The 21,901-nt window shown below is 64.8% G+C and carries 18 protein-coding genes, 1 tRNA gene and 2 rRNA genes; 9 read left to right on the top strand and 12 right to left on the bottom strand.

The genetic code is table 11. From position 1 onward, the window contains the following. Positions 1-12 precede the first annotated feature (12 nt). The 4 genes from rrf (ACLHZ1_RS04730) to ACLHZ1_RS04745 all read left to right on the top strand — a co-directional run bounded on the left by rrf (ACLHZ1_RS04730) (position 13) and on the right by ACLHZ1_RS04745 (position 1,615). Positions 13-127: ribosomal RNA gene (gene rrf / locus ACLHZ1_RS04730) — 5S ribosomal RNA — on the top strand. Between the two features lie 106 nt (positions 128-233). Then, a tRNA-Thr gene (locus ACLHZ1_RS04735) sits at positions 234-309 on the top strand. Positions 310-331: 22 nt separating this feature from the next. Continuing rightward, positions 332-446, top strand: a 5S ribosomal RNA gene (gene rrf, locus ACLHZ1_RS04740). 191 nt (positions 447-637) lie between these two features. Continuing rightward, complete coding sequence (locus ACLHZ1_RS04745) at positions 638-1,615, top strand: bile acid:sodium symporter family protein (RefSeq protein ID WP_427261174.1); 978 nt, start codon at positions 638-640, stop codon at positions 1,613-1,615. A 57-nt stretch (positions 1,616-1,672) separates the two neighbouring features. Here ACLHZ1_RS04745 and ovoA read toward each other — a convergent pair whose 3' ends face one another. Beyond that, positions 1,673-3,808 carry a 5-histidylcysteine sulfoxide synthase gene (ovoA, locus tag ACLHZ1_RS04750; RefSeq protein WP_427261175.1) on the bottom strand — a complete coding sequence of 712 codons (2,136 nt, stop codon included), beginning with the start codon at positions 3,806-3,808 and terminating at the stop codon, positions 1,673-1,675. Positions 3,809-3,975: 167 nt separating this feature from the next. Then, positions 3,976-6,183: a primosomal protein N' gene (gene priA / locus ACLHZ1_RS04755; RefSeq protein ID WP_427261176.1), complete on the bottom strand. Its 2,208-nt coding sequence runs from the start codon at positions 6,181-6,183 to the stop codon at positions 3,976-3,978. Positions 6,184-6,330: 147 nt separating this feature from the next. Here priA and rpmE point away from each other — a divergent pair, with 147 nt between their 5' ends. The 3 genes from rpmE (at position 6,331) to ACLHZ1_RS04770 (ending at position 9,524) form a co-directional block, all read left to right on the top strand. After that, positions 6,331-6,546 carry a 50S ribosomal protein L31 gene (gene rpmE / locus ACLHZ1_RS04760; protein WP_041998072.1) on the top strand — a complete coding sequence of 72 codons (216 nt, stop codon included), beginning with the start codon at positions 6,331-6,333 and terminating at the stop codon, positions 6,544-6,546. Between the two features lie 117 nt (positions 6,547-6,663). Then, on the top strand, positions 6,664-8,097 hold the full coding sequence (locus ACLHZ1_RS04765) for a DUF2867 domain-containing protein (RefSeq protein WP_427261177.1): 1,434 nt from the start codon (positions 6,664-6,666) through the stop codon (positions 8,095-8,097). Positions 8,098-8,279: 182 nt separating this feature from the next. Then, the gene (locus ACLHZ1_RS04770; RefSeq protein ID WP_427261178.1) at positions 8,280-9,524 is read left to right on the top strand and encodes a malic enzyme-like NAD(P)-binding protein; all 1,245 of its coding nucleotides are present in this window, start codon (positions 8,280-8,282) and stop codon (positions 9,522-9,524) included. A gap of 107 nt (positions 9,525-9,631) precedes the next feature. Here ACLHZ1_RS04770 and trmA read toward each other — a convergent pair whose 3' ends face one another. After that, positions 9,632-10,735, bottom strand: coding sequence for a tRNA (uridine(54)-C5)-methyltransferase TrmA (gene trmA, locus ACLHZ1_RS04775; RefSeq protein ID WP_408796100.1), 1,104 nt, complete (start codon positions 10,733-10,735; stop codon positions 9,632-9,634). A 172-nt stretch (positions 10,736-10,907) separates the two neighbouring features. Here trmA and ACLHZ1_RS04780 point away from each other — a divergent pair, with 172 nt between their 5' ends. Together ACLHZ1_RS04780 and ACLHZ1_RS04785 are read left to right on the top strand one after the other, a co-directional pair. After that, the gene (locus tag ACLHZ1_RS04780; protein ID WP_427261179.1) at positions 10,908-12,059 is read left to right on the top strand and encodes a DUF5610 domain-containing protein; all 1,152 of its coding nucleotides are present in this window, start codon (positions 10,908-10,910) and stop codon (positions 12,057-12,059) included. Between the two features lie 142 nt (positions 12,060-12,201). Continuing rightward, positions 12,202-12,804, top strand: coding sequence for an ATP--cob(I)alamin adenosyltransferase (locus ACLHZ1_RS04785; protein ID WP_427261180.1), 603 nt, complete (start codon positions 12,202-12,204; stop codon positions 12,802-12,804). A 168-nt stretch (positions 12,805-12,972) separates the two neighbouring features. Here the strand turns inward: ACLHZ1_RS04785 and malZ are convergent, their stop codons facing one another. From malZ to ACLHZ1_RS04830, 9 genes are all read right to left on the bottom strand, one after another. After that, the gene (malZ, locus tag ACLHZ1_RS04790; RefSeq protein ID WP_427261181.1) at positions 12,973-14,808 is read right to left on the bottom strand and encodes a maltodextrin glucosidase; all 1,836 of its coding nucleotides are present in this window, start codon (positions 14,806-14,808) and stop codon (positions 12,973-12,975) included. Between the two features lie 5 nt (positions 14,809-14,813). Continuing rightward, on the bottom strand, positions 14,814-15,644 hold the full coding sequence (locus tag ACLHZ1_RS04795) for an HDOD domain-containing protein (RefSeq protein WP_427261182.1): 831 nt from the start codon (positions 15,642-15,644) through the stop codon (positions 14,814-14,816). Positions 15,645-15,738: 94 nt separating this feature from the next. Then, positions 15,739-16,158 (bottom strand): META domain-containing protein, encoded by a 420-nt coding sequence (locus ACLHZ1_RS04800; RefSeq protein ID WP_427261183.1) that lies wholly within the window; start codon positions 16,156-16,158, stop codon positions 15,739-15,741. Between the two features lie 279 nt (positions 16,159-16,437). After that, a complete protein-coding gene (gene yegD, locus ACLHZ1_RS04805; protein WP_427261184.1) occupies positions 16,438-17,808 on the bottom strand; it encodes a molecular chaperone in 1,371 nt (456 codons plus the stop codon). 200 nt (positions 17,809-18,008) lie between these two features. Then, positions 18,009-19,001 carry a 2-hydroxyacid dehydrogenase gene (locus ACLHZ1_RS04810; RefSeq protein ID WP_408796087.1) on the bottom strand — a complete coding sequence of 331 codons (993 nt, stop codon included), beginning with the start codon at positions 18,999-19,001 and terminating at the stop codon, positions 18,009-18,011. Between the two features lie 127 nt (positions 19,002-19,128). Continuing rightward, a complete protein-coding gene (locus ACLHZ1_RS04815) occupies positions 19,129-19,809 on the bottom strand; it encodes an SDR family oxidoreductase (RefSeq protein WP_427261185.1) in 681 nt (226 codons plus the stop codon). Positions 19,810-19,848: 39 nt separating this feature from the next. Further along, on the bottom strand, positions 19,849-20,310 hold the full coding sequence (locus ACLHZ1_RS04820; RefSeq protein WP_427261186.1) for a CreA family protein: 462 nt from the start codon (positions 20,308-20,310) through the stop codon (positions 19,849-19,851). 43 nt (positions 20,311-20,353) lie between these two features. Further along, the gene (locus ACLHZ1_RS04825; protein WP_427261187.1) at positions 20,354-21,217 is read right to left on the bottom strand and encodes a hypothetical protein; all 864 of its coding nucleotides are present in this window, start codon (positions 21,215-21,217) and stop codon (positions 20,354-20,356) included. Between the two features lie 161 nt (positions 21,218-21,378). Further along, positions 21,379-21,765: a TraR/DksA family transcriptional regulator gene (locus ACLHZ1_RS04830; RefSeq protein WP_041998035.1), complete on the bottom strand. Its 387-nt coding sequence runs from the start codon at positions 21,763-21,765 to the stop codon at positions 21,379-21,381. Positions 21,766-21,901 lie beyond the last annotated feature (136 nt).

The following is a 21,901-nucleotide window of genomic DNA, read 5'->3' on the forward strand; positions in this document are numbered from 1 at the left end:
TGAAGTTTTTTGCCTGGCGGCCATAGCGCCGTGGAACCACCTGATCCCATGCCGAACTCAGAAGTGAAACGCGGTAGCGCCGATGGTAGTGTGGCATTCGCCATGCGAGAGTAGGACACTGCCAGGCTTCAATTAAGCAATCACAGCGATGTGGTTGGTCGCGATACGACGTCAGGTCGTGTTGGACAGAAGATTTAGATAGCGCACACAGTGCGGTCTTTACCGGTTAGTGTGCTGATATGGCTCAGTTGGTAGAGCGCATCCTTGGTAAGGATGAGGTCCCCAGTTCGACTCTGGGTATCAGCACCATTATTAAGTAATACAGCTTTTGCCTGACGGCAATAGCGCCGTGGAACCACCTGATCCCATACCGAACTCAGAAGTGAAACGCGGTAGCGCCGATGGTAGTGTGGCATTCGCCATGCGAGAGTAGGACACTGTCAGGCACCTATTTAGAAGAGGCCTCCCATACGGGAGGCCTTTTTGCTTTCTGCCCCTTGGCCCCTCATTCGGACTGCGTTTTCCTCCTCCCTTTTCCAGCCTTGCCGGGTGGAGTAAGCTGAGCCCTTCTCAATCCGGGCCATGCCCCTGCGTTCTCGCTTCATTCGGGATGAAGCGACTCTGATGGAGACTGTTTGTGCGTCTTGATCCCTTTACCTGTGTGCTGATCCTGGTGGTTGCCCTGGCCTCCCTCTTTCCTTGTGAAGGTGAGGCGGCCGTCTGGTTTGGCCTGCTGACCAAGCTGGCGGTGGCGCTGCTGTTCTTCATGCACGGCGCCAAGCTGTCGCGCCAGAATCTGCTCTCTGGCCTGGGCCACTGGCGCCTGCATCTGGTGGTGATGGCCAGTACCTTCCTGCTGTTTCCGCTACTGGGGTTGTTGCTTACCCCCTTGGTCCCCCAATGGCTGAGCCCAGCCATCTACCTCGGTTTTCTTTATCTCTGTGCGCTGCCGGCAACGGTGCAATCGGCGATTGCCTTCACCTCGATGGCGGGAGGCAATGTCTCGGCCGCTGTGTGCAGTGCCTCGGCGTCCAGCATACTTGGCATCTTCCTCTCCCCCATACTGGTTGGCCTGATGATCGATGTGCAAGGTGCCGAGGTGGACACCTGGCACTCCATCCAGTCCATCATGGTGCAACTGATGCTGCCCTTCGTGGTAGGCCACCTTTCCCGCCCCCTGATCGGGCGCTGGGTCGACAGCCACAGGCCGCTCATCGGCAAGCTGGATCAGAGCTCCATCCTGTTGGTGGTCTATGTGGCCTTCAGCGAGGCTGTGGTGCAGGGGATCTGGCATCAGGTAGGTTGGTATGACTTGGGCAGCATAGTGCTGTTGAGCTGCCTCTTGTTGGCCCTGATACTGGCCTGGAACGTCTGGATCAGTCGGCGTCTCGGTTTTTGCCGGGCAGACGAGATCACCATCGTCTTCTGCGGCTCCAAGAAGAGCCTGGCCAATGGCGTGCCCATGGCCAACGTCATGTTTCCGGCCGCCAGCGTCGGCGTCATGGTGCTGCCGCTGATGATCTTCCACCAGATCCAGCTGATGGTGTGCGCCGTGCTGGCGCGGCGTTACCGCGAGCAGGAGGCCGTGCCCCAGGTCTTGAGCCAGAAGGAGTAAGACGCCCGGATAAAACAGAGGGAGGCCATGGGCCTCCCTCTTTCGTTTACCGCCCGGTCAGCGCTTGCGCCAGACGGTCAGCTGGGCCAGGGTGTGCTGATGTTTGCGGGCCGTCTCGCGGATGACGAAGGGGACATCCCTAGGTGGGACCAGCTCCTCGAACTCGGCCGCCAGCAGTCGCTGCAGCGCCTGGTAGGTGGTCAGGGCCTCGCCATTCTCCCGTACGCCCCCGAGCCAGTTGGCCTTGGGGGTGTACTCCTCGAGCCAGGTGTAAGGGCTGGTGAGCAGCAGCAGACCGCCGGATCGCAATCTGGGTGCGATGTCGCGCAGGAAGCGGGCCGGCTCTCGCAACCGGTCGACAAGGTTGGAGGCGAGCACCAGATCGTAATGGTCGTACTTGGGCTTGAGATTGCAGGCATCCCCCTGACTGAAATGGATGCGCGCCGCCTGGGCTGGGCCCAGATCGTGATGGGAGAGCCGCGCCTCGCAATACTCCATCAGATCACCCTCCAGCGTCATGGCGTAGCGGAAGCTGTCCTGTTTCGCGAGGCTTAAGGCGACATCGATGAAGCGGGCCGAGTAGTCCACCCCGTCCACATGCTGGAAGTGGCGGGCCAGCTCGAAGCTGGCGCAGCCTATGTCGAGCGCCCTCTGGCGGTTGCTGCACAGTTCGCTGGCGATATCGGCCAGGGTCTTGGCGTAGTTGGCCACGCCAAAATGGCTGGGACCGTACTGGAAATCCAGATATTGGGCGACTAAGGCATCGGTTTCGTAAGGGTTCACTATGACGGGTTCCTGATGGCGGGAGACCAGGTAGCGGAAACCCGCATGCTGGAAGAAGTGGCGACGAAAGGCATAGCGAGCCGATTTGAGCGCCTCGTTGCCGGTGGAGATCCAGCTTCCCCCCTTGATCAGGGTGTGCTTGCCGTCGAAGGTGGGGGTGGAGAAATCATCGTAGAGGGGGTGCACCCGAAAACCTTCGAAGCCATCGATGGCGCTGCTGGTCCACTGCCAGACGTTGCCGACCAGATCGCAGAACTCGCCCTGGGGGAAGAGATCCACCGGGCAGGGGGAAGCGAAGCCGGCCAGGTTGATGTTGCCAGGTGCCCTGTGCCAGTCGGGCTGATCCCCCGGCACCCCTTCCCTGAGCAGAGCCCACTGGGCCTCGCTCGGCAGCTGGATGGGCAGCCCGGTCTTGGCCGATTTCCAGCGACAGAAGGCGGCGGCCTCGAGCTGGTTCACCTCGACGGGCCAGTCCCAGGGCATGGCCACAACCTCCGTCATCAGCCTCAGTTGCAGCCGGTCTGGATCGGCGGGGCCGCCGAGCCAGAAGCTGGGCATCTGGGCCCCGGCGTATTGGCGCCAGCCCCAACCCTCCTGATCCCACCAGGCTTGCGTCTGATAACCGCCATCCTGCACGAAGGCAAGGTATTCGCCATTGCTCACCAGCAGGCGGCTGGCCTGGAAGGCCTCGATGTCGAGGCTGCGAGTGCCATATTCGTTGTCCCAGCCATAGGTATCATCGCGCTTGCCGAGTTCGACCGTGCCTCCCGCCACCGGCTGCAGCGGATTGGCTGGCACCTGGTCTCGTTGGTGACGCGCCTGCCGGCAGGGGGGCCAGTGAGGCTGGTCGCGTACCCAGGCCAGGGGCAGCTGGCGGATCAGCACGCTCGAGGTCTCGAGATGGATCCGCTCGTGCTCTACCCCCATCAGGATGACCCAGGCCGGGCTCTGCCAGTCGATGGGCAGGGTGACGGGCATGTGGGTGATGACCTCGATGACGCGGCTGCGCACCTTGGCGCGGTAGGCTCGCAGGCGTTCGACCGAGGGCCAGTCATAGTGCGCCTCGTCCAGGTCGTCCCAGCTCATCTCATCGACGCCGATGGCGACCATGGCCTCGATCTGGGGGTCGATGCGCTGGTCGATGAGGCGGGCCGCCAGCAGCTTGTTGATGAAGAAGGCCGCCGTGTGGCCGTAGTAGAAGATGAGGGGGTGGCGCAGGGAGATGGCCTTGTTGAACCAGGCTCTGGGATCGGCCAGGCAATCAAACAGGCTGTCGTAGAGATCGAAGGTCTGGCAGAAATAGCCGAGAAGTTCGCGGCGCTTGGCTTCCGGATCCGTTCCGCTCAACAGCGGGGTGCGGGTCGGTTCGGGCAGCTCGCTGGCGGCGGTGCTGAGGCTGGCTGGGATCACGCTCTGACTCCTTGTCTGGATTGGCTTCTCGAAAGAGAGCTATATACGTATCAGATGTCAGTAATGGGTCAATCGACTGAGCAAGGTCACCACAGGGGTGGTGTCGGCCCTTGAGCATAGTCAATGGGTGACGGGGCCGGCGCCCACCCGGGCCCACAGTGCCTGACTCAGCTCAGCTCGGTGGGGTCGATATCCAGGCTCCAGCGCACCTTCTTGGTCTCGGGCCAGCCATCCAGCTCCTTGACTGCCCAATCCAGCAGCTGGGCCAACGGCGCCCGGCTGGGCCCCTGCACCAACAGTTGCATGCGAAACTTGCCCGCCTTGCGCTCCATGAAGCCGCTGATGGGCCCCAGCACCTGCACCTGGGGATAACGGGCGCTGCGCAGGGTATCGGCGAGACGGGTGAGGAACAGTTGCACCTCGTCCCGGCCGTTGGCCTCGGCCCGAAACAGCCCCTGGTAACTGAAGGGCGGCAGCCCCAGCAGGCGGCGCTCCTTGAGCGCCGTGTCGGCGAAGTGGCCGTAACCGTTCTGGGTCAAGTCCTGCAGCAGGGCGTGCTCCGGGTGGTGGCTCTGCAACACCACCAGCCCGGGCTTGCTGGCGCGGCCTGCCCGGCCCGCCACCTGGGTGTAGAGCTGGGCCAGCTTCTCGGCGGCCCGAAAATCGGCACTGAATAGCGCGCCATCCACATCCAGCAGACCCACCAGGGTGACATCCGGGAAGTGGTGGCCCTTGGCCAGCATCTGGGTGCCGATCAGGATCTTGTACTTGCCCGCCTTGATGTCGCCGAGATGGGTCTCCAGCTCCCCCTTGCGGCGGGTGTTGTCCCGATCGATACGCACCACCGGATATTGCGGGAAAACCGTGGTGAGCAGCTGCTCCAGCTGCTCGGTGCCCACTCCCGAGCCGATGAGCTCACTGCTGCCGCACTCGGGGCAGCTATGAGGCAGCGGGCGCACGCTGTCGCAGTGATGACAGTGCAGCCGTCGCCCGGCCTGATGCCAGGTGTACCAGGCATCACAGCGTTCACAGGCGGCGCTCCAGCCGCACTGGTGGCAGATGAGGGCCGGGGCATAGCCGCGGCGGTTGAGAAACAGCATCACCTGATTGCCCGCCACCAAGTGCTCTGCCATCAGCTGCTCCAGCTGGGGGGAGAGTCCGGCCTGCAGCCGCACGCTCTTGATGTCCAGGATCACCTGACGAGCGGTCTGGGCGTTGCCGGCGCGCCGGGTCAGGCTGAGGTGGTGGTACTTGCCGGTGCGGGCGTTGTGCAGCGTCTCCAGCGACGGGGTGGCAGAGCCAAGCAGTATGGGAATGCCGGCACGATGGGCCCGCATCACCGCCAGATCCCGCGCGTGATAGCGAAAACCGTCCTGCTGCTTGAAAGAGCCGTCGTGCTCCTCGTCGATGATGATGATGCCGAGGTTCTTGAAGGGGGTGAAGACCGCGGAGCGGGTGCCGATCAGGATGGCGGCGCCGCCGTCGCGGCAGGCCAGCCAGGCATCGAGCCGCTCCCTGTCGTTCATGGCGGAGTTCATCGCCACCACGGGCACCTTGAAGCGGCGGCGGAAGCGGTTGATGGTCTGGGGGGTGAGGCCGATCTCCGGCACCATCACCAGGGCCTGCCTGCCCGCCTTGAGCAGGGGCTCGAGTATGCTCAGGTACACCTCGGTCTTGCCGGATCCCGTGATACCGTCCAGCAGAAAGGCGCCGAATCTGTCGCTCTGGCTGGTGACGGCAGAGACCGCCAGCGCCTGCTCGCCGTTGAGGCGCAGTCCTTCTCCTGGCTCAAAATGGGTTGCCCAGTCGCCGTCATGGCTCGGCTCCAGGCTGCGCTTCTCCAGCAGGCCCTTCTTCTCCAGGGCGGTGAGGGCGGCGCTCGAGATCTCCTCCTGCTTGAGGGCGGAGGGGGTCTGGGGTCCCTTGCGCAGCAGGGCGAGGGCCTGCTGCTGCTTGGCGGCCCGCTTGAGCTCGTTGAGATCGATGGCCATGCCCGCCTCGATGGCGAACCAGAACTCCAGCTCCCGGTAGGCGGCGGGCTCCCCCTTGCGCACCAGTACCGGCAGGGCATGGGGCAGCACTTCCCCGAGCGGATGCTGGTAGTAGCCGGCGCTCCAGGCCATCAGCGCCAGTATGTCGGGCCCCAGCACGGGGGCGCTGTCGAGCACCCTCTTCAAGGGCTTTAATTTGTTGCGGGGCACCTGGCTCTCGGCCGGGTGATCCACCACCAGGCCGACCAGGGTCTGGGGGCCGAACGGGATCTCGACCCGGCAGCCGGGGGCGGGCAGGGGGAGGGGGGAGAGATAATCGAAATGGCGGCGGAGGGGAACCGGCACTGCGACACGAACCAGATCAAGCGTTTGCGATGAATCCACCAAAGATTGCCTATTTTTTCTGCGAAGCCACTTGCCTGCCATCAGGCATTTCCTATATTATTCGCAGCCTTTGAAACTGTGTTCAACAATCGTGTGGTGTCCGACAGAAGATCGGATAGCGACACGGCCTGATAATTGAGGTTGTCCATGAAAGCTGGTATCCATCCCGAGTACGTAGCCATCACCGCCAAGTGCTCTTGCGGTAACGTCATCAACACTTTCTCTACCCTGGGTAAAGATCTGAACTTGGACGTGTGCTCCGCGTGCCACCCCTTCTATACCGGCAAGCAGAAAGAAGTGTCTAGCGGCGGCCGTGTAGACAAGTTCAACAAGCGTTTCGGTGGCCTGACTGCCAAGAAGTAATGCTACTTCTGACGAATTCTGAAAAAGGTGCCCATCGGGCACCTTTTTTGTTGCCTGGCGTTCTGTATCGGGTCGGATTGCCCTAAGGTGGTGGCTCAGCCAAGGGGAGAAGCACGCATGCGTACATGTCTGGTCATGGGGGCCGCCGGGTATATTGGTTCCCACCTGGTGCCCTATTTGCAGGGGTTGGGTCACAGGGTGATTGCCGGGGCGCGCCACCCCTGCCGCCTGCCCGCCGGGGTCGAATTTCGCCTGGCCGACGTGCTCGAGCCAGGCAGCCTGCCCGCGGCCCTGACCGGGGTGGATACCGTTTTCTATCTGGTTCATGCCATGGGGGCGGGCGCCAACTTCCATCGCCTCGAGCAACAGGGGGTGAAGAACTTCGCCGCCGCCGCCCGCGCCGCCGGGGTGCGCCGCATCATCTACCTGGGGGCCATTCAGCCCAGGCAGTGCAACAGCCGCCACCTCAACTCCCGCCGCCACTGTGGCGAGCTGTTTCGCAGCGCAGGGGTGCCCACCGTGGAACTGAGATCCGGCATCATCATAGGTCCGGGCTCTGCCGCGTTCGAGGTGATGCGGGATCTGGTGTTCAACCTGCCGATGATGGTGACCCCCAAGTGGGTACGCTCCCGCACTCCCCCCATTGCGCTGTCCAATCTGCTCCACTATCTGGGCGGGTTGGTGGAGCTCGACGGGGTGGATGGTCAGGTGTTCAACGCCGTGGGGCCCGAGCTGCTCAGCTACCAGCAGCAACTGCAGACGTTCGCCGCCCATATCGGCAAGCGCTGCCCCATCATCCCCATCCCCTTGCTGACGCCGCGCCTCTCCGCCTGGTGGTTGCAGTTTGCCACCTCTGTGCCCCAGCCCATCGCCAAGGCGCTGGTAGGGGGACTCAAGCATGATATCCCCGCCGAAGATGGCCCCTTGCGGGCCCTGTTGCCCCAAAAGTTGCTCGGCTTCGACGAGGCGCTGACGGAGAGCCTGGCCCTGGAGCAGCGACTCGGTGCCGAGCAGCAGGGGGAGGAGACGCCCCTGGGGCTGCGCTGGCGCCATCCCGAGTATGGCTTCTATGACAGGGTCGCCTCTGGCAGCGCGCTCTCTCTGGCGCCGCCAGAGGCGCTCTGGCAGGTGTTGCAAGGACTGGGAGGGGAGCAGCGTTACTTCTACATGAACAGCCTCTGGGCCATCCGGGAGTGGATGGACGCCGCGGTGGGCGGCCCGGCCCTGACCCGGGGGCGCACCAACCCGGACCGCTTCGTGAAGGGGGACATGCTCGACTCCTGGCAGATCATCGGGGTCGAAGAGGGGAGCCGCCTGGCCTTGCTGTTCAACATGAGGGCGCCAGGGGTGGGGCGGCTCGAGTTCATCATTGCGCCGGAGCCCTCAGGCCTGACCCGGGTGACGATCAGGGCCCACTGGCATCCCCAAGGCGCCTGGGGGCTGGCTTACTGGCTCGCCATGCTGCCGTTCCACCTCTTCATCTTCCAGGGGATGACGGAGGCGCTGGCCCGCCAGGGGGAGGCGCTGGTCGGCATTCCCGTGATGGACTGAAACCGCATCTACCACCAAGGGGTTAGTTTTCGTCAGCACACTACTCTGTTGAGTGGCCACTTAACAGCGGGTTGGCGATATTTTCTGCTGGGAAAGCCCGGAGCTTTTCTTTATGATCCTAGCCCCTCGCCTCAGGCGAGCCACCCTTTCCCTACTTATTCAAATATTGCCTCGGGGTCCCCATGTCCGATCTGCGTCAGCAAGCGCTCGATTATCACGCCCAACCCATTCCCGGCAAGATTGCCATCGCCCTCACCAAGCCCGCCGAGACCGCCCGCGATCTGGCGCTGGCCTACAGCCCGGGCGTGGCCGAGCCGGTGCGCGAGATCGCCGCCAACCCGGATGATGCCTACCGTTACACCGGCAAGGGCAACCTGGTGGCCGTCATCTCCAACGGCACCGCCATTCTGGGGCTGGGCAACCTGGGGCCGCTGGCCTCCAAGCCGGTGATGGAGGGCAAGGCCCTGCTGTTCAAGCGCTTCGCCGGCATCGACGCCATCGACATCGAGGTCAAGCACGAGACCAGCGCCCAGTTCATCGACACGGTCGCCGCCATCGCCGACACCTTCGGTGGCATCAACCTGGAAGACATCAAGGCCCCCGAGTGCTTCGAGATAGAGCGGGCGCTGATCGAGCGCTGCGACATTCCCGTGTTCCACGATGACCAGCACGGTACCGCCATCGTCACCGCCGCCGGCCTGCTCAATGCCCTGGAAGTACAGGGCAAGCTGATCGGCGACAGCCGCATCGTCTGCATGGGGGCGGGGGCCGCCGCCACCGCCTGCATGGACTTGCTGATCACCTGCGGGGCCAAGCCGCACAACATCTTCATGCTGGACCGCCAGGGGGTGATCCACAGCGGTCGCACCGATCTCAACCCGTACAAGCAGCGTTTCGCCAACGACACCCCGCTGCGCACCCTGATGGAGGTCATCGACGGGGCGGACGTGTTCGTCGGCGTCTCCGGCCCGGACGTGCTGCCCGCCGAGGCGGTGGCCCTGATGGCCTCCAATCCGGTGATCTTCGCCTGCTCCAACCCGGACCCCGAGATCAAGCCCGCCCTGGCCCACGGGGTGCGCAGCGATCTCATCATGGGCACGGGCCGCTCCGACTATCCGAACCAGATCAACAACGTCATCTGCTTCCCCTTCATCTTCCGCGGCGCCCTGGATGCCCGTGCCAGCCGCATCAACGATGCCATGAAGGTGGCGGCGGTGGAGGCGATCCGCGCCCTGGTCAAGGAGCCGGTGCCGACCGAGGTGCTGACCGCCGCCGGGGTGGAGGCGCTGACCTTCGGCAAGGATTACGTCATTCCCAAGCCGATGGATGCCCGCCTGCTGCCCCGGGTGGCCCGCGCCGTGGCCCTGGCGGCGGTGGAATCCGGTGTGGCCCGCATCGCCCTGCCGGCAGACTATATGCAGGAGTGACAGGACGGGGTCAGGGTGAGTGACCCCCAGATCCGCCGCCGACCGGCATGAAGAAGGGGCCCCGTCATGGGGCCCCTTCTCGTATCTGGATTCGGGTCGTCTGGGGGTCAGCCCTTGCGGCGCAGGTAGACACCCGCCTCCATGTGATGGGTCCAGGGGAACTGGTCGAACAGGGCGAGCCGGGCCACCTCGTGGGTCTGCCCCAGGGCCTGCATGTTGTCGATCAGGGTGTCCGGGTTGCAGGAGATGTAGAGGATGTTGTCGTACTCCTGCACCAGGCGGACCGTGTCCTCATCGAGGCCGGCGCGGGGCGGATCGACGAAGATGGTGTTGCACTGGTAACTGGCGAGGTCTATCCCCTCCAGCCGGTTGAAGCTGCGCTCGCCGCGCATCGCCATGGTGAACTCCTCGGCGGACATGCGCAGTATGATGAGGTTGTCCACCCCGTTGGCGGCGATGTTGTACTGGGCCGAGGCCACGCTCGGCTTGGCGATCTCGGTGGCCAGCACCCTGCGAAAGTTCTGGGCCAGGGCGATGGAGAAGTTGCCGTTGCCGCAGTAGAGCTCCAGCAGATCACCCTCGCTACCTCGGGTCACGTCCAGGGCCCAGCCCAGCATCAGCTGGTTAATCTCGGCATTGGGCTGGGTGAAGCTGTTCTCCACCTGCTGATAGATGAGCTCGCGCCCCTGTACCTTGAGGGTTTCGACCACAAACTCGTCCCCCAGGCAGATCTTCTGCTTGTGGGCGCGGCCAATGATGCGCACGTCGAAGCCCTGGGCCTGCAGCTTGGCCCGCAGCCCTTCGGCCGCGGTCTGCCAGTCGCCATCGAGGCGGCGATGGTAGAGCAGGGTGATGACGAGCTGGCCGGAGAGGGTGGAGAGATAGTCTATCTGGAACAACTTGAAGCGCAGCGCCTTGACCGGCCGCAGCTGGTCCAGCAGGGGCGGCATCACCCGGTTGATCAGGGCGCTGGCGGCCGGGAACTGATCCACCCGGATACGCTGGCGGGTCTCCTGATCGAACATCACATGATAGAGATCGTCATCCTCGTGCCAGAGGCGGAACTCGGCGCGCATCCGGTAGTGCTCGGCGGGAGAGGCGTGGACCTCGATGGCGGGGGGATTGAAGCCGGCAAACAGGGCCTGAAGGCGCTGCGCCTTGGCCGCCAACTGGGCCTGATAGGCGGCCGGGGTTCGCTCGGATGGGGTCATGACATACCTCTGATGCACGCCGGCGGGGCCGGACAGAAACCTGGGGGTGACTCAAGGCCACCCAAAGGGGCCTGATTTTAAAAGTCAGGGGTAGATTGTCCAGTTTTTTATGGTCAAGAAGTCGCCAGCCGGGCCGATAAGCGGCTAACGGGGATTGCACGAGGAGATGGCGATGCGGCTGGATGGCATGGGGGCGGGTCAGCCCAAAGGGGTGAAAGGGGAGGCGCGCAACGACGAGGTGCGCCACGGCAGGGAGAGCGAGGCCAGGGGCAAGCCGGAGCGCGCGCGCGAGACCGGCGGCAAGGGGCTGGACGAGGAGGTGATCCTGAGCCGGGCGCCACGCTGGGCCCAGGCCCTGGTGCAGCAGGCGTTGCAGTTCCATCTGCAGCTCAACGGCAAGGGCTATCAGGCGCCCAGGGCCGAGCCGCCGGAGGAGATCACCCCGCAGACCCTGTTCGACTTCCAGGCGGTGGCGGACAATGTGCTGCAGTTCGTCAGCGGCCGCCTCGGCGCGGCGCGGGCCGACGGCAAGTCCGATGACCAGTTGACCGAGATGATGGCCCAGGCCCGCAAGGGGGTGGAGATGGGCTTCGCCGACGCGCGCAAGCAGCTCGGCGACACGGCGACCGACAACGAGGACGTCAAGACCGGCATCGATCAGAGCTACAAGCTTATCCAGCAGGGGCTGGACGAGTTCGAGCAGACCTTCTTCGGCCAGGTCTCCGACCTGGAGGAGTCGTCGGCGGAGATGGCCAGTCGCCAGCAGGGGATCCTGGAGATAGAGACCAGGGAGGGGGACAAGGTGCTGCTGCGCTTCAACGACAGCTGGCAGCTCAAGTCCCGGGAGCAGGGGGATGCCAGCCAGTTCAGCCTCAAGCTGAGCCAGAGCTTCAGCTTCTCCCTCGAGGGGAACCTGGGAGATGCCGAGCTGGCGGCCATCGGCGATCTGGTCAAGGGGCTCGACTCGCTGGCGGACAGCTTCTTCAATGGCAAGCTGGATCAGAGTCTGGATGCCGGTCAGTTGCCCGGGCTGGACGACGGCCAGCTGGTGGCCTACTCCCTGCGCCTCAAGCAATCGAGCCGGCTGGGTCAGCATTATCAGGGCAACAGCGCCCTGCAGCAGCGCCTGGCGCCCCTGGCGGACTACCTGCCCAGGCTGGCCGACTGGCAGCAGCAGGCCGACGGCGTGCTGGCGCAGAGCCAGCAGCAGGCGCTGACCCCGGCCGTGCTGGCGGCGCGGGGCGATGACGGGGAAGAGGGCGCCCGCTTCGTCGCCACCAATCGCCGCCTGCTCGATGCCTATCGGTTATTGGGAACGGCTTGAGTCCGGATGCCCCCCGTCGCCTGTTTGATATCTGGCGTCAGGCAGGCACGGTAGGGGCCCTGCCTTTGCCGGCCGGGTGCCCCTGTTTGCCTGGGACGCCCCCGGCTGGCACACTGCGGCTTTCCCCGCGAGCGAGAACCCCATGGATCAGCAGCCCGAATCCGGCCCCGACGAGGCGCAGGCCAGCGCCCCTGCCGCGCGTCAGCGCAGCCACAAGCGCCCGAAAGACATACGGGAGCTCTGCTACCCCTTCATCTACGAGACCCAGTTGCAGTGTGACTACGAGATAGCGACCGACGAGCTCTGCTGCCAGGTGGGGGCTGTCATGGCCATGCTGCCGACGCCCCTTGGCGAGGGGGAAGCCGCCATCTTCGCCGATCTCGATACCCTGCAGCGGCTCATCTACAACCTCAACGGCTCGGTGCGCGGCAGGCTCGGCATCTTCGAGGAGGATCTGGACTGGCTCAAGGGGCGCTATGACGCCTACAACGAGGCGAGCCGCGGCCGGGTGACCGGCTTCGTGCTGCCCCGTGGCCCCCAGCCGATCCCGGCCTTGCACCTGTGCCGCTGCGCCAGCAAGAAGGTGGTGCGCCTGCTGGTGCGCCTCGAGGAGAGCGGCGTCGGCCATGATCCCATACTGGCCCGCTTCGCCAACCTGCTGGCCAACTTCTTCTTCGTGCTCACCGTCTACCTCAAGCAGGCATGGGATGTGACCGAGGTCCCCTACGTCAGCATCAACTACTGAGGGGGCCTGCTCGAGCAGGCAAGTGCCGCTCTGCTCCATGCTGACCGTTTACCTCAAGCAGCTGTGGCAGGTGGACGAGGTGCCTTGCGTCAGCATCAACGACTGATGCAGCCGACCCGGATGGGGTGAGCAAACCAAAACCGGAGCCTTGCGCTCCGGTTTTGGTTGTCAGCTCGACAGCAGCACCCGGGCCGAGTTGGCCGGGATGGTGAGTTGCACCTCCCCCTGCACCACCTCGAACTTGTCGCCGTTGAAGGTATCGGTGAAGCGGCTGGCGGGGCTGGCGGTCTGCCACAGGGGGAGGCTGATGGTGCGGGGCTCGGTGGGGTGGCGGTTGCAGGCCACCACCACCTGATCGCTTTGCAGGGTGCGGGCGAACACATAGCTGTGGGCCCCGGCGTAGAGGGTCTGGGCGTCGCCCCGACGCAGGGAGGGACGCTGGCGACGGATCTGGGTCAGGCGGCGATAGTGCTCGTGCAGCACATGGTCCCAGGCCGTGCTGTCCCAGGGGAAGCAGCGGCGGCAGTCCGGGTCGTTGCCACCGGACAGGCCCACCTCGTCGCCGTAGTAGATGCAGGGGGCGCCGATATAGGTGAGCAGCAGGGTGGCGGCCAGCATCATGCGCTGCCTGTCCTCCCCCAGCAGGTGCAGGAAGCGGGCCGTGTCATGGCTGTCCAGCAGGTTGAGCTGGGCCAGCTGGTTCTTGAACGGGATGTGGGCCCGGGCCTGCTTGAGCCAGCCATCGAGCTCGGCGGCGCTGATCCTGATGGGGTGGTAGGCGATGTCCTGACCTGCCAGGAAGGCGCGGATCGGGTGGGCGAAGCCATAGTAGTTCATGGCGCCATCCTCCTGATCCCCCTGCAGCCACTGGCTCGCCTCGAAGAAGTGCTCGCCGAGCACATAGGCCTCCGGGTTCTCCTGCTTGAGGGTGTGGCGAATGGCGCGCACGTGACCAGGATTGCCCTCGGCGGTGCCCCGCTCTCCCAGCATGTGGATGACGTCGAAGCGCCAGCCGTCTATCTGGTAGGGCGGGCGCATCCAGTAACGCAATATGGCGTCCTCGGCGCGGTAGACGGCGTCCTGCACCTGTTCGCTGGCAAAGTCCAGCTTGGGCAGGCTGCGGATCCCCTTCCAGCTCACATAGTCCCCCTCCTGATCGAAGGTATAGAACTTGCGAAACGCCGAATCCGGATTGCCCATGGCGCCCCTGGGCGGGCAGAACCAGGGGTGCTGGGTCGAGGTGTGGTTGACCACGGCGTCCAGGATGATCTTCATGCCGCGCTGGCGCAGGTGGCGGGTCAGCTCGGCCAGCCGATCGTTGCTGCCCAGATGGGGATCTACCCGGTAGTAATCCTGGGTGTCGTACTTGTGATTGCTCGGCGAAGCGAAGATGGGGTTGAGGTAGAGCGCCGTCACCCCGAGGGACTGCAGATAGTGCAGTTTGCCGTCGATGCCGGCCAGATCGCCGCCATAGAACTCGCTGCTGGCGGTGCCTTCCCCCTGCTGGCTGACCGGCTCGCCCCAGGCCTTGCTGATGACGGCCTTGCCGCCGTACTCGTATTCGTGATGGCGCACGCTCAGGGAGGGATCGCCGTTGCAGAAGCGGTCGGGGAAGATCTGGTAGAACACCTGATCCTGCACCCAGGCCGGCGGCTGGTGGCGGGCGTTGAAGCGAAAATGTTGCTCGCGGGGGGGCATGGCGGGGCTGATGCCGGCGCCGTGCAGCCACCACTGGCCCTCATGGGTGAGGCACTTGAAGCAATAGAGTTGCAGATCCTGGCCCGGGGCCAGGGGCAGTCTGGCCTGCCAGATCCCCAGCCGCTCCCGGGTCGCCACCCGGGTCATGGCCAGCAGGTACTCCTCGTTGTCCGGCTCGTGGCGCAGCCAGACCTCGCGGATCCGGGCCCCCTCTTCGCAGAACAGGGTGAGTAGCAGGGAGTCGGACTCCTCCTGGAACCAGGGGGCCGCCTGAGGGTGAAACAGAAACGGGATATCTTGGGTCATGTCGTTCATTGGGTCAGGAGTTCGTCGAGGGGGTTGCCCTGCTCGTGAAGGGTCTCGAGTTGCGCGGCCAGCCGGCTGGTATCCAGCCCCAGGGGCTCGGCCAGGGGCATGGGGAAGCGGGCGATGATGGTCTGGGCCGGAACCCCGGCATGCCAGGCGAAGGAGACGAAAACCGCCAGCCGGATCAGCACGGCATCCCGGCTGACGGGCTGGTGGGCCAGGGGGTCGAGCTGCTGTGCGATGGCGGTGACGAAGGCGGGAGCCAGTTGCCAGCGCCGGGCCAGTTCGGCGCCGAGCTGGGCATAGTCGTAACCCAGCATCTGGCGCTGGGCATCGACCCGGCTGGTCCCCTGCTGCACCGCCAGATGGATGAGCTCGGCCTCGTCGGGCAGGGTGCTCTGGATCAGCAGCTCGCCGATGTTGTGGATGAGGGCGCAGGTGAAGGCGGTCTCGGGATCCATCTCCCTGGCGTGCTGGGCCAGGAGCCGCGCTATGGTGGCGACCCGGAAGGTCTCGGTCCAGAAGGCATGCTTGTCGAAGCTGGGCGGCGCCTTGAAGCTGCCAATGATGCCGGAAGCCACCACCAGGGAGCGCAACCGGTTGAAGCCGAGCCGGATCACCGCCTGTTCGATGGAGGTGATGTCGTGGCCCCGACGCAGGGCGGCGGAGTTGGCCAGCCGCAGCACCTTGGCACTGATCACCTGATCCATGGCGATCCGGGTGGCAATCTTGTCTATCTGGGCGTTCTCGTCGCCGAAGCTCTGCATCAGCTCGTGAAGCAGCTGGGGTATGGTGAGCAGTTGCTTGATCTTGTCAAACAGGTGATCCATCGACATGGGGGCCGCCTCCGTTGCGTGCACTGCCCATATTGTGCCACAGGCAAGGGCCCTGTTCCCGTTTGTGGCGTCCCTTTCGTGCGCCTGGGGCGGTTTAGTAGACCCAGTCCCGCAACTTGTATTCCAAACGGTGCCGTTTTCCCTGCAGGATCAGCCGCTGGGTGTCTCCCGTCAGGGTGGCGCCCTGTTGCAGGGTGTCGAGCACCGCCTGCTCTATGGTGTCGAGGGGGGGCGGGCAGGCCATGCTGGTGCTGCCCAGGTTGGTGACTTTGAGCCTGTCGCCCTTGAGGTGGCCCTGGCCGAAGTAGCGGTTGCACCCTGCGATGCCGTTGACGGTGAAGTGCTCGCCTATCTCGAAATCCGGCCGGTTGCGGGCGGGGAGCGCAATGGCCTCATCATCGAGTCTGTCCAGCACCCAGTGATGGTGCATCAGGTCCTGGCGGCTGAACTGGGGGGCCGAGCTGCAACCGCCGAGCAACAGCAGGGCGAGCACCAGCAGCAAAAATCTGTACATGGGAGGGCTCCGGTAGTGGGAGCCTCAAGGATAGCGCCGCCGGGCCCGGGGCGGCAGGGGCCGGGGGCGCCCCCCCGACCGCTTCTGTCGCCCCGGGGCGTGGGGGGAGTCAGCAGGGTCGGAATATGGGGCAATCTGGCGCCGATGGGGCCTGGTTCTCGGTCAATGACTGCCGGCCCGTGACTTCCGGCCCATGATTTCCGGCCTGTGACCTTCGGCCAAAGAAAAGAGGCGGCGACCCGGGGCCGCCGCCTCTTTTGGATGGGGCTCTGGGCGGTGTCAGCCCCGGGGGGCGCCAAACAGCCGCTCGGCATAACGGGCCAGCCCCGAGGCGACCGAGCCGAAGTCATCGCCGCCATCCACCGGCAGGCTGGGCAGCTTGTCGTTGATATAGGCCTTGATGAGGGGGGAGCGGGCGCTGCCTCCCGTGATGAAGACGCGGTCAGGCGCCACCCCGGCGGCCTGGATGGCGTCATCCATCAGCTCCCCTATCTTCTCCAACAGGGGGGCGGACGCCTGGGCCAGCTGATCGCGGTGCAGCTCGGCATGCAGCCCCCGCTCCAGCTCGGTGAGCGGCTGCTGGCAGCTTTCCTGGTCCGAGAGCTGGATCTTGCCCTGCTCGGCGCGCCAGACCAGCTGGTGGCTGAGCTTGTGGGCTCGTAGCCGGGCGAGGCGGGGCAGCTTGCTGTCGGGGGCGCTGTCGAGCTGCAGATCCTGCAGGGAGCGCGCCGTCTCCAGGCTGTAGAAGCGGCCCTGGGCGCTGACGTCGTTGATGGCGGCCGCGTCCCAGAACAGCGGGTGAGGCAGCGGCTTGCCGGTCTTGAGGGTCTCGTGCATGCCGAGCAGCGGCATCATGCCCTCGACGGTGAGGCGGATGTCGAAGTCGTTGCCGCCGATGCGCTGGCCGCTGTGGCCGAGCAGATCGTCGTCGCGCTCGAGCCGGTGGCGGTGGCTCGGCCCCATCCGCAGCATGGAGCAGTCCGTGGTACCACCGCCGATATCCACCACCAGCACCACGGCATCCTGGGTGAGGCGCGCCTCGAACTCGAAACCGGCCGCCACCGGCTCATAGAGAAACGCCACCCGCTCGAACCCGGCCAGACGGGCCGCCTCGCCGAGGATGGCGATGGCCTGGCGGTTACTCTCCTCCCCGGCCAGCCCCTGGAAGTTGACCGGGCGACCGATCACGGCGCTGCGTACCGGCTGGCCGAGCTGCTGCTCCGCCTGCTGGCGCACATGCAGCATCATGGCGCAGACGATGTCCTCGAACAGGGCGATCTGGGGCGGCTTGAGACCATAGGCGCCGAGGAAGGACTTGGGCGACTTGATGTAGTAACCCTCGTCCGGCGCCTCCAGATAGCGATCCAGGGCGGCGGCGCCGAAGCTGAGCTCGTCGATGAGCCCCTCGTCGCGCATCTGGCGACGGACCGACTGGGCGCGCTGCACCACGGGGCCCCGCAGCTTGAGGTAGCTCTGCTGCTGGGCCGGGCAGAGGCCTTCGGCCAGCAGGCCGGCGATGGCATCCCGGTGCGGGGCGTGCAGGGTGGAGGGCAGATAGTGGGAGGCGCCGAGGGGCAACAGCCTGGGGTTGCCCTGCTCCATCACGGCGACGGCGCAGTTGGATGTGCCGTAATCGAATCCGATAAACATGGGGGGCGGGCTCCTGTGCAAAAAGGGGCCGGACAGCCTAACGAATTGCGCCGACTCTCACAAGTCGGCGCAGGATATTGGGAGGACTGGACTGGGCCAGTGTCAGCGGCTGGATCAGGACTCGACCTCGTTGTCGCTGCTGCCCTGGCTTTCGATTGCCTGGATGTTGCCGAGGGTAGTGTCGGCCACAAGGGACGTGCTCAGGACTCGACCTCGTTGTCGCTGCGTCCATCCTGGCCGATAGCCTGGATGTTGCCCAGGGTGGTGTCGGCGATGGCGTGCAGGGCTTCGCGGGTCAGGAAGGCCTGGTGACCGGTGAACAGTACGTTGTGGCAGGCCGACAGGCGGCGGAAGACATCGTCGGTGATCACCTCGTTGGACTTGTCCTCGAAGAAGAGATCCTCCTCCTCCTCGTAGACGTCCAGCCCCAGGGCGCCGATGCGGGAGGTCTTGAGGGCCTCGATGGCGGCGTTGGCATCGAGCAGGCCGCCCCGGCTGGTGTTGATGATCATCACACCGTCCTTCATCTTGGCGAAGGCCTCCTTGTTCAGCAGGTGGTAGTTCTCCTTGAACAGGGGGCAGTGCAGGCTGATGACGTCGGACTGGCGCAGCAGGGTATCGATGTCCACGTACTCGGCGCCGAGATCGATGGCGGCCTGGTTCGGGTAGGGGTCGCTCACCAGCAGGCGCATGCCGAAGCCCTTGAGGATGCGCAGGGTGGCGATCCCTATCTTGCCGGTGCCTATGATGCCGGCGGTGCGGCCGAACATGTTGAAGCCCACCAGCCCTTCCAGGGAGAAGTTGGCGTCCCGGGTACGCTGATAGGCCTTATGGATGCGGCGGTTGAGGGTCATCATCAGGCCCACAGCGTGCTCGGCGACCGCCTCGGGGGAGTAGGCGGGCACCCGCACCACTTTCAGCCCCAGCTCCCTGGCGGCGACCAGATCCACGTTGTTGTAACCGGCGCAGCGCAGGGCGATGACCTGGGTGCCATGCTGGGCCAGCTCGGTCAGCACCTCCCGGTCGGCGTCATCGTTGACGAACAGGCAGACCACGGGGAAGCCGTGGGCGAGACGGGCGGTCTTGGCCTCCAGCCGCACATCGAAAAATTCCAGGTCGAAGCCGTACTGCTCATTGGCCTGGTGAAAGTGTTCCTTGTCGTAACTCTTGGTACTGAATAGGGCGACGCGCATGGCGGTTCTCCAACAACGTGAGGGTTGTGGTTAATTTACAACAAGGCGGCGGGCGCGGCACCAGAAACCGGCGCCGGACCGCCCCCGGGGCGAGCGGCCATATGCCGGGGGCGGCGGCTGCCCCGACTCACTCCAGCTCCACCGGCGGGCGGAAGGTCATCTCGTGCATCATCACGTCCTCCGGCAGGGTGAGCAGATGGACCAGGGTGCGCGCCACGCTGGCGGGCTGCATGTATTGCGGCCTGGCCTGGGGGCGAAAGCCGGTGTCGGTGCCGCCCGGATAGAGGGTGGTGACCCTGATGCCGTGGGGCTGGGCCTCCTTCATCATCACCTGGCTCAGGCCGGCGAGGCCCTGCTTCATGGCGGTGTAGACCCCCATGGTTTCGCTGCTGCGCTTGGCGACCGTGCTCACCACGTTGATCAGGTAGCCACGGCCACGGGGCTGCATCGACTTGAGGGCCTCCCGGGCCAGCAGATAGGGGGCGCGCAGGTTGATGGCGTACTGCTGGTCGAACTCCTCCAGACTGGTCTCCACCAGGGGGGCTTTGCGGCTGTTCATGCCGGCGTTGTTGATGAGCACGTCGATGGGGCCGAGGGCCTGCTCGGCACTGGCGTAGAGCGCGAGCAGGGCGGCGGGGTCGGCCAGGTCCGCCGTCTCCCCCAGGCAGCCCGTCGCCTGCTTGAGGCGGGTGAGGGCCTCCTGGTTGCGACCGGTGGCAAACACTTGGTAGCCAAGCCGGGTCAGCTCCTCGACCAGGGCATAGCCTATGCCGCTGGTGGCGCCGGTCACCAATATGGTCCGATACATCTGCAACTCCCTCCGTGTGAATGTGACAGGCCCGGTGGCTCAGCCCCAGGGCATGATGGGCACGGCGCTGACCGCGCTCTTGTAGGAGCCATCGATCAGCTTGGTGCTGTAAGTGAGATAGACCAGCCCATTGCGCTTCTCGTCGTAAAAGCGCACCACCTTCTGCTCCTTGAACACCAGGGAAGTGTTGACGTCGAACACCTCCTCCCCCTGCCTGAGCTTGTCCGGCACGGCGATGGGGCCGGTCTGGTGGCACGAGAGGGAGGCGTGGGAGGGGTCTTCGGCCAGGCCGAGGCCGCCCTTGACGCCCCCTGTCTTGGGGCGGGCCAGATAGCAGGTGACGCCGGCGATGTCCGGATCGTCGAAGGCCTCGATCACTATCTTGTGGTTGGGGCCGAGCAGCTTGAAGGCGGTGCTCACCTCGCCGACGGTGTCGGCCTTGCCGTGGGCCAGGGCGGGCAGCAGCAGGGCACAGGCCAGCAGAGTGTTCAGGAAACGCATGGGTCTCTCCATATCGGCATCAATAACGGATGGGCAGCGGTCGTTACTGACCTTGGCTGGGAGGATAGTCCCAGTAGTGGGCCGGTATGCTGCGCAGCAAGGGGGTCATGTCGGGGTTGGCCAGCTGTATGGTGGTGCGACCGGCCAGGTTGGCGTTGGCCAGGGCGGTGCGGATGGCCGGACTCTCCCGAAAGAAGCGCAGGAAGCTGCCGTCGGCATAGGCGGACTCCAGCCCCCGGGTCAGCGCCTTGGCCAGCTTGGGATGGCGAGGGCTGACGAAGAAGAACTCGGCGAAGGGGTAGCGGATCAGCAGGTGCTGCTCCACCACCAGGTTGGGATATTGGCTGGCGAGCTCCCGCTGCTCGGCGAAGATCTCCACCAGGCTGCGGGGGAAGAAGTCGAGCCGGCCGCCATCGTTCATCAGCCGAAACAGGTTGCTGAAGCGGGTCATGTAGGTGGGGATGCCCGCCTCCTGATAGACCCGGTTGTCGGCCCAGCCGATGCCCTGGGCGGCCCGCATCTTCCTGAGCTGCTCCAGGTTCGTTATCTGGCTGAACTTCTCCTGATCCTTCTCGTGGATGAAGGCGATGCGCAAGCCTTCGAGACCGCGAAACAGCGGCACGGGCACGGGCAGCAGGGCCGACTCCAGGGCGCTGGACGTCCCCATCCAGAACACATTGATCTGTTTGCCCTCTCGCAGCTGCTGTTGCAGGGTGAACTGGTTCAGATCCACATCGACCTGCTCTATCCGAAACGCCTGGCCGGAGTGGCGCAGGGCGAGATCCAGCAACTTGAGTTGATAGTCGCCGTCCAGCTGGTTGACGGGGCGTTTGGGGATCTTGACCACGAGGTCTTGCGCCTGCGCCAGCAAGGGCAGGCACAGACACAGGGTGATGAGCCATTTCACTGTCTGCACTCCTGAAACAACCTGAAAATAGTCCGGAGTCTAACAGAATAACGGGTCAGCGCCTCGTGCCAGGGCGGCGGTATGGGGCAAATCGGGAGGGGGTCGGGTGAGGATGGCCAAATGGCCAGGCCCCCGGCGGGCAGCCGGGGGCCTGGCGCGCATCAGGCGACGCGGCGGAACACGTGAGTATCGTTGAACTCCTTGGTGCTCTGGCACTCGAGGCAGTAACGGGACTCCGGGCGAGCCTGCAGACGCTTGAGGGCGATCTGCTCGCCGCAGGACTCGCAGTAGCCGAAGTCACCTTCGTTGATGCGACGCAGCGCCGCCCTCAGCTTGCGCAGGTGCAGCTTGTCGTGCTCGATGCGATTGAGTTCCAGGCGGCGGGCCTCTTCGATGCTGGCCCGGTCAATTTCATCGGCCATCTCGTTGGTATCGGTGGCGATGGCCTGGCTGGCCTGGGAGTTGAGGCGCTCTTCGAGCTCGGCAATGTGCCCCTCTATCTGTCCCGTGTAGTAGGCCAGTTGGTCTTCTGTCATGAAATCACACATAAGGTTTACCAGTCAGTTTCTAACCCAATTTTCCGTAGTTATGGGGGCGGTCTGCATCCAGTCCAAGCCCTGTGTCCTCGATTTACCGCAGATGGCGACGAAAAGCGTGCAAATCAGGGCGGGCCTTGTACCAAAA

Source organism: Aeromonas sobria (genome assembly GCF_050266975.1).
Taxonomy (GTDB): domain Bacteria; phylum Pseudomonadota; class Gammaproteobacteria; order Enterobacterales; family Aeromonadaceae; genus Aeromonas; species Aeromonas sobria_B.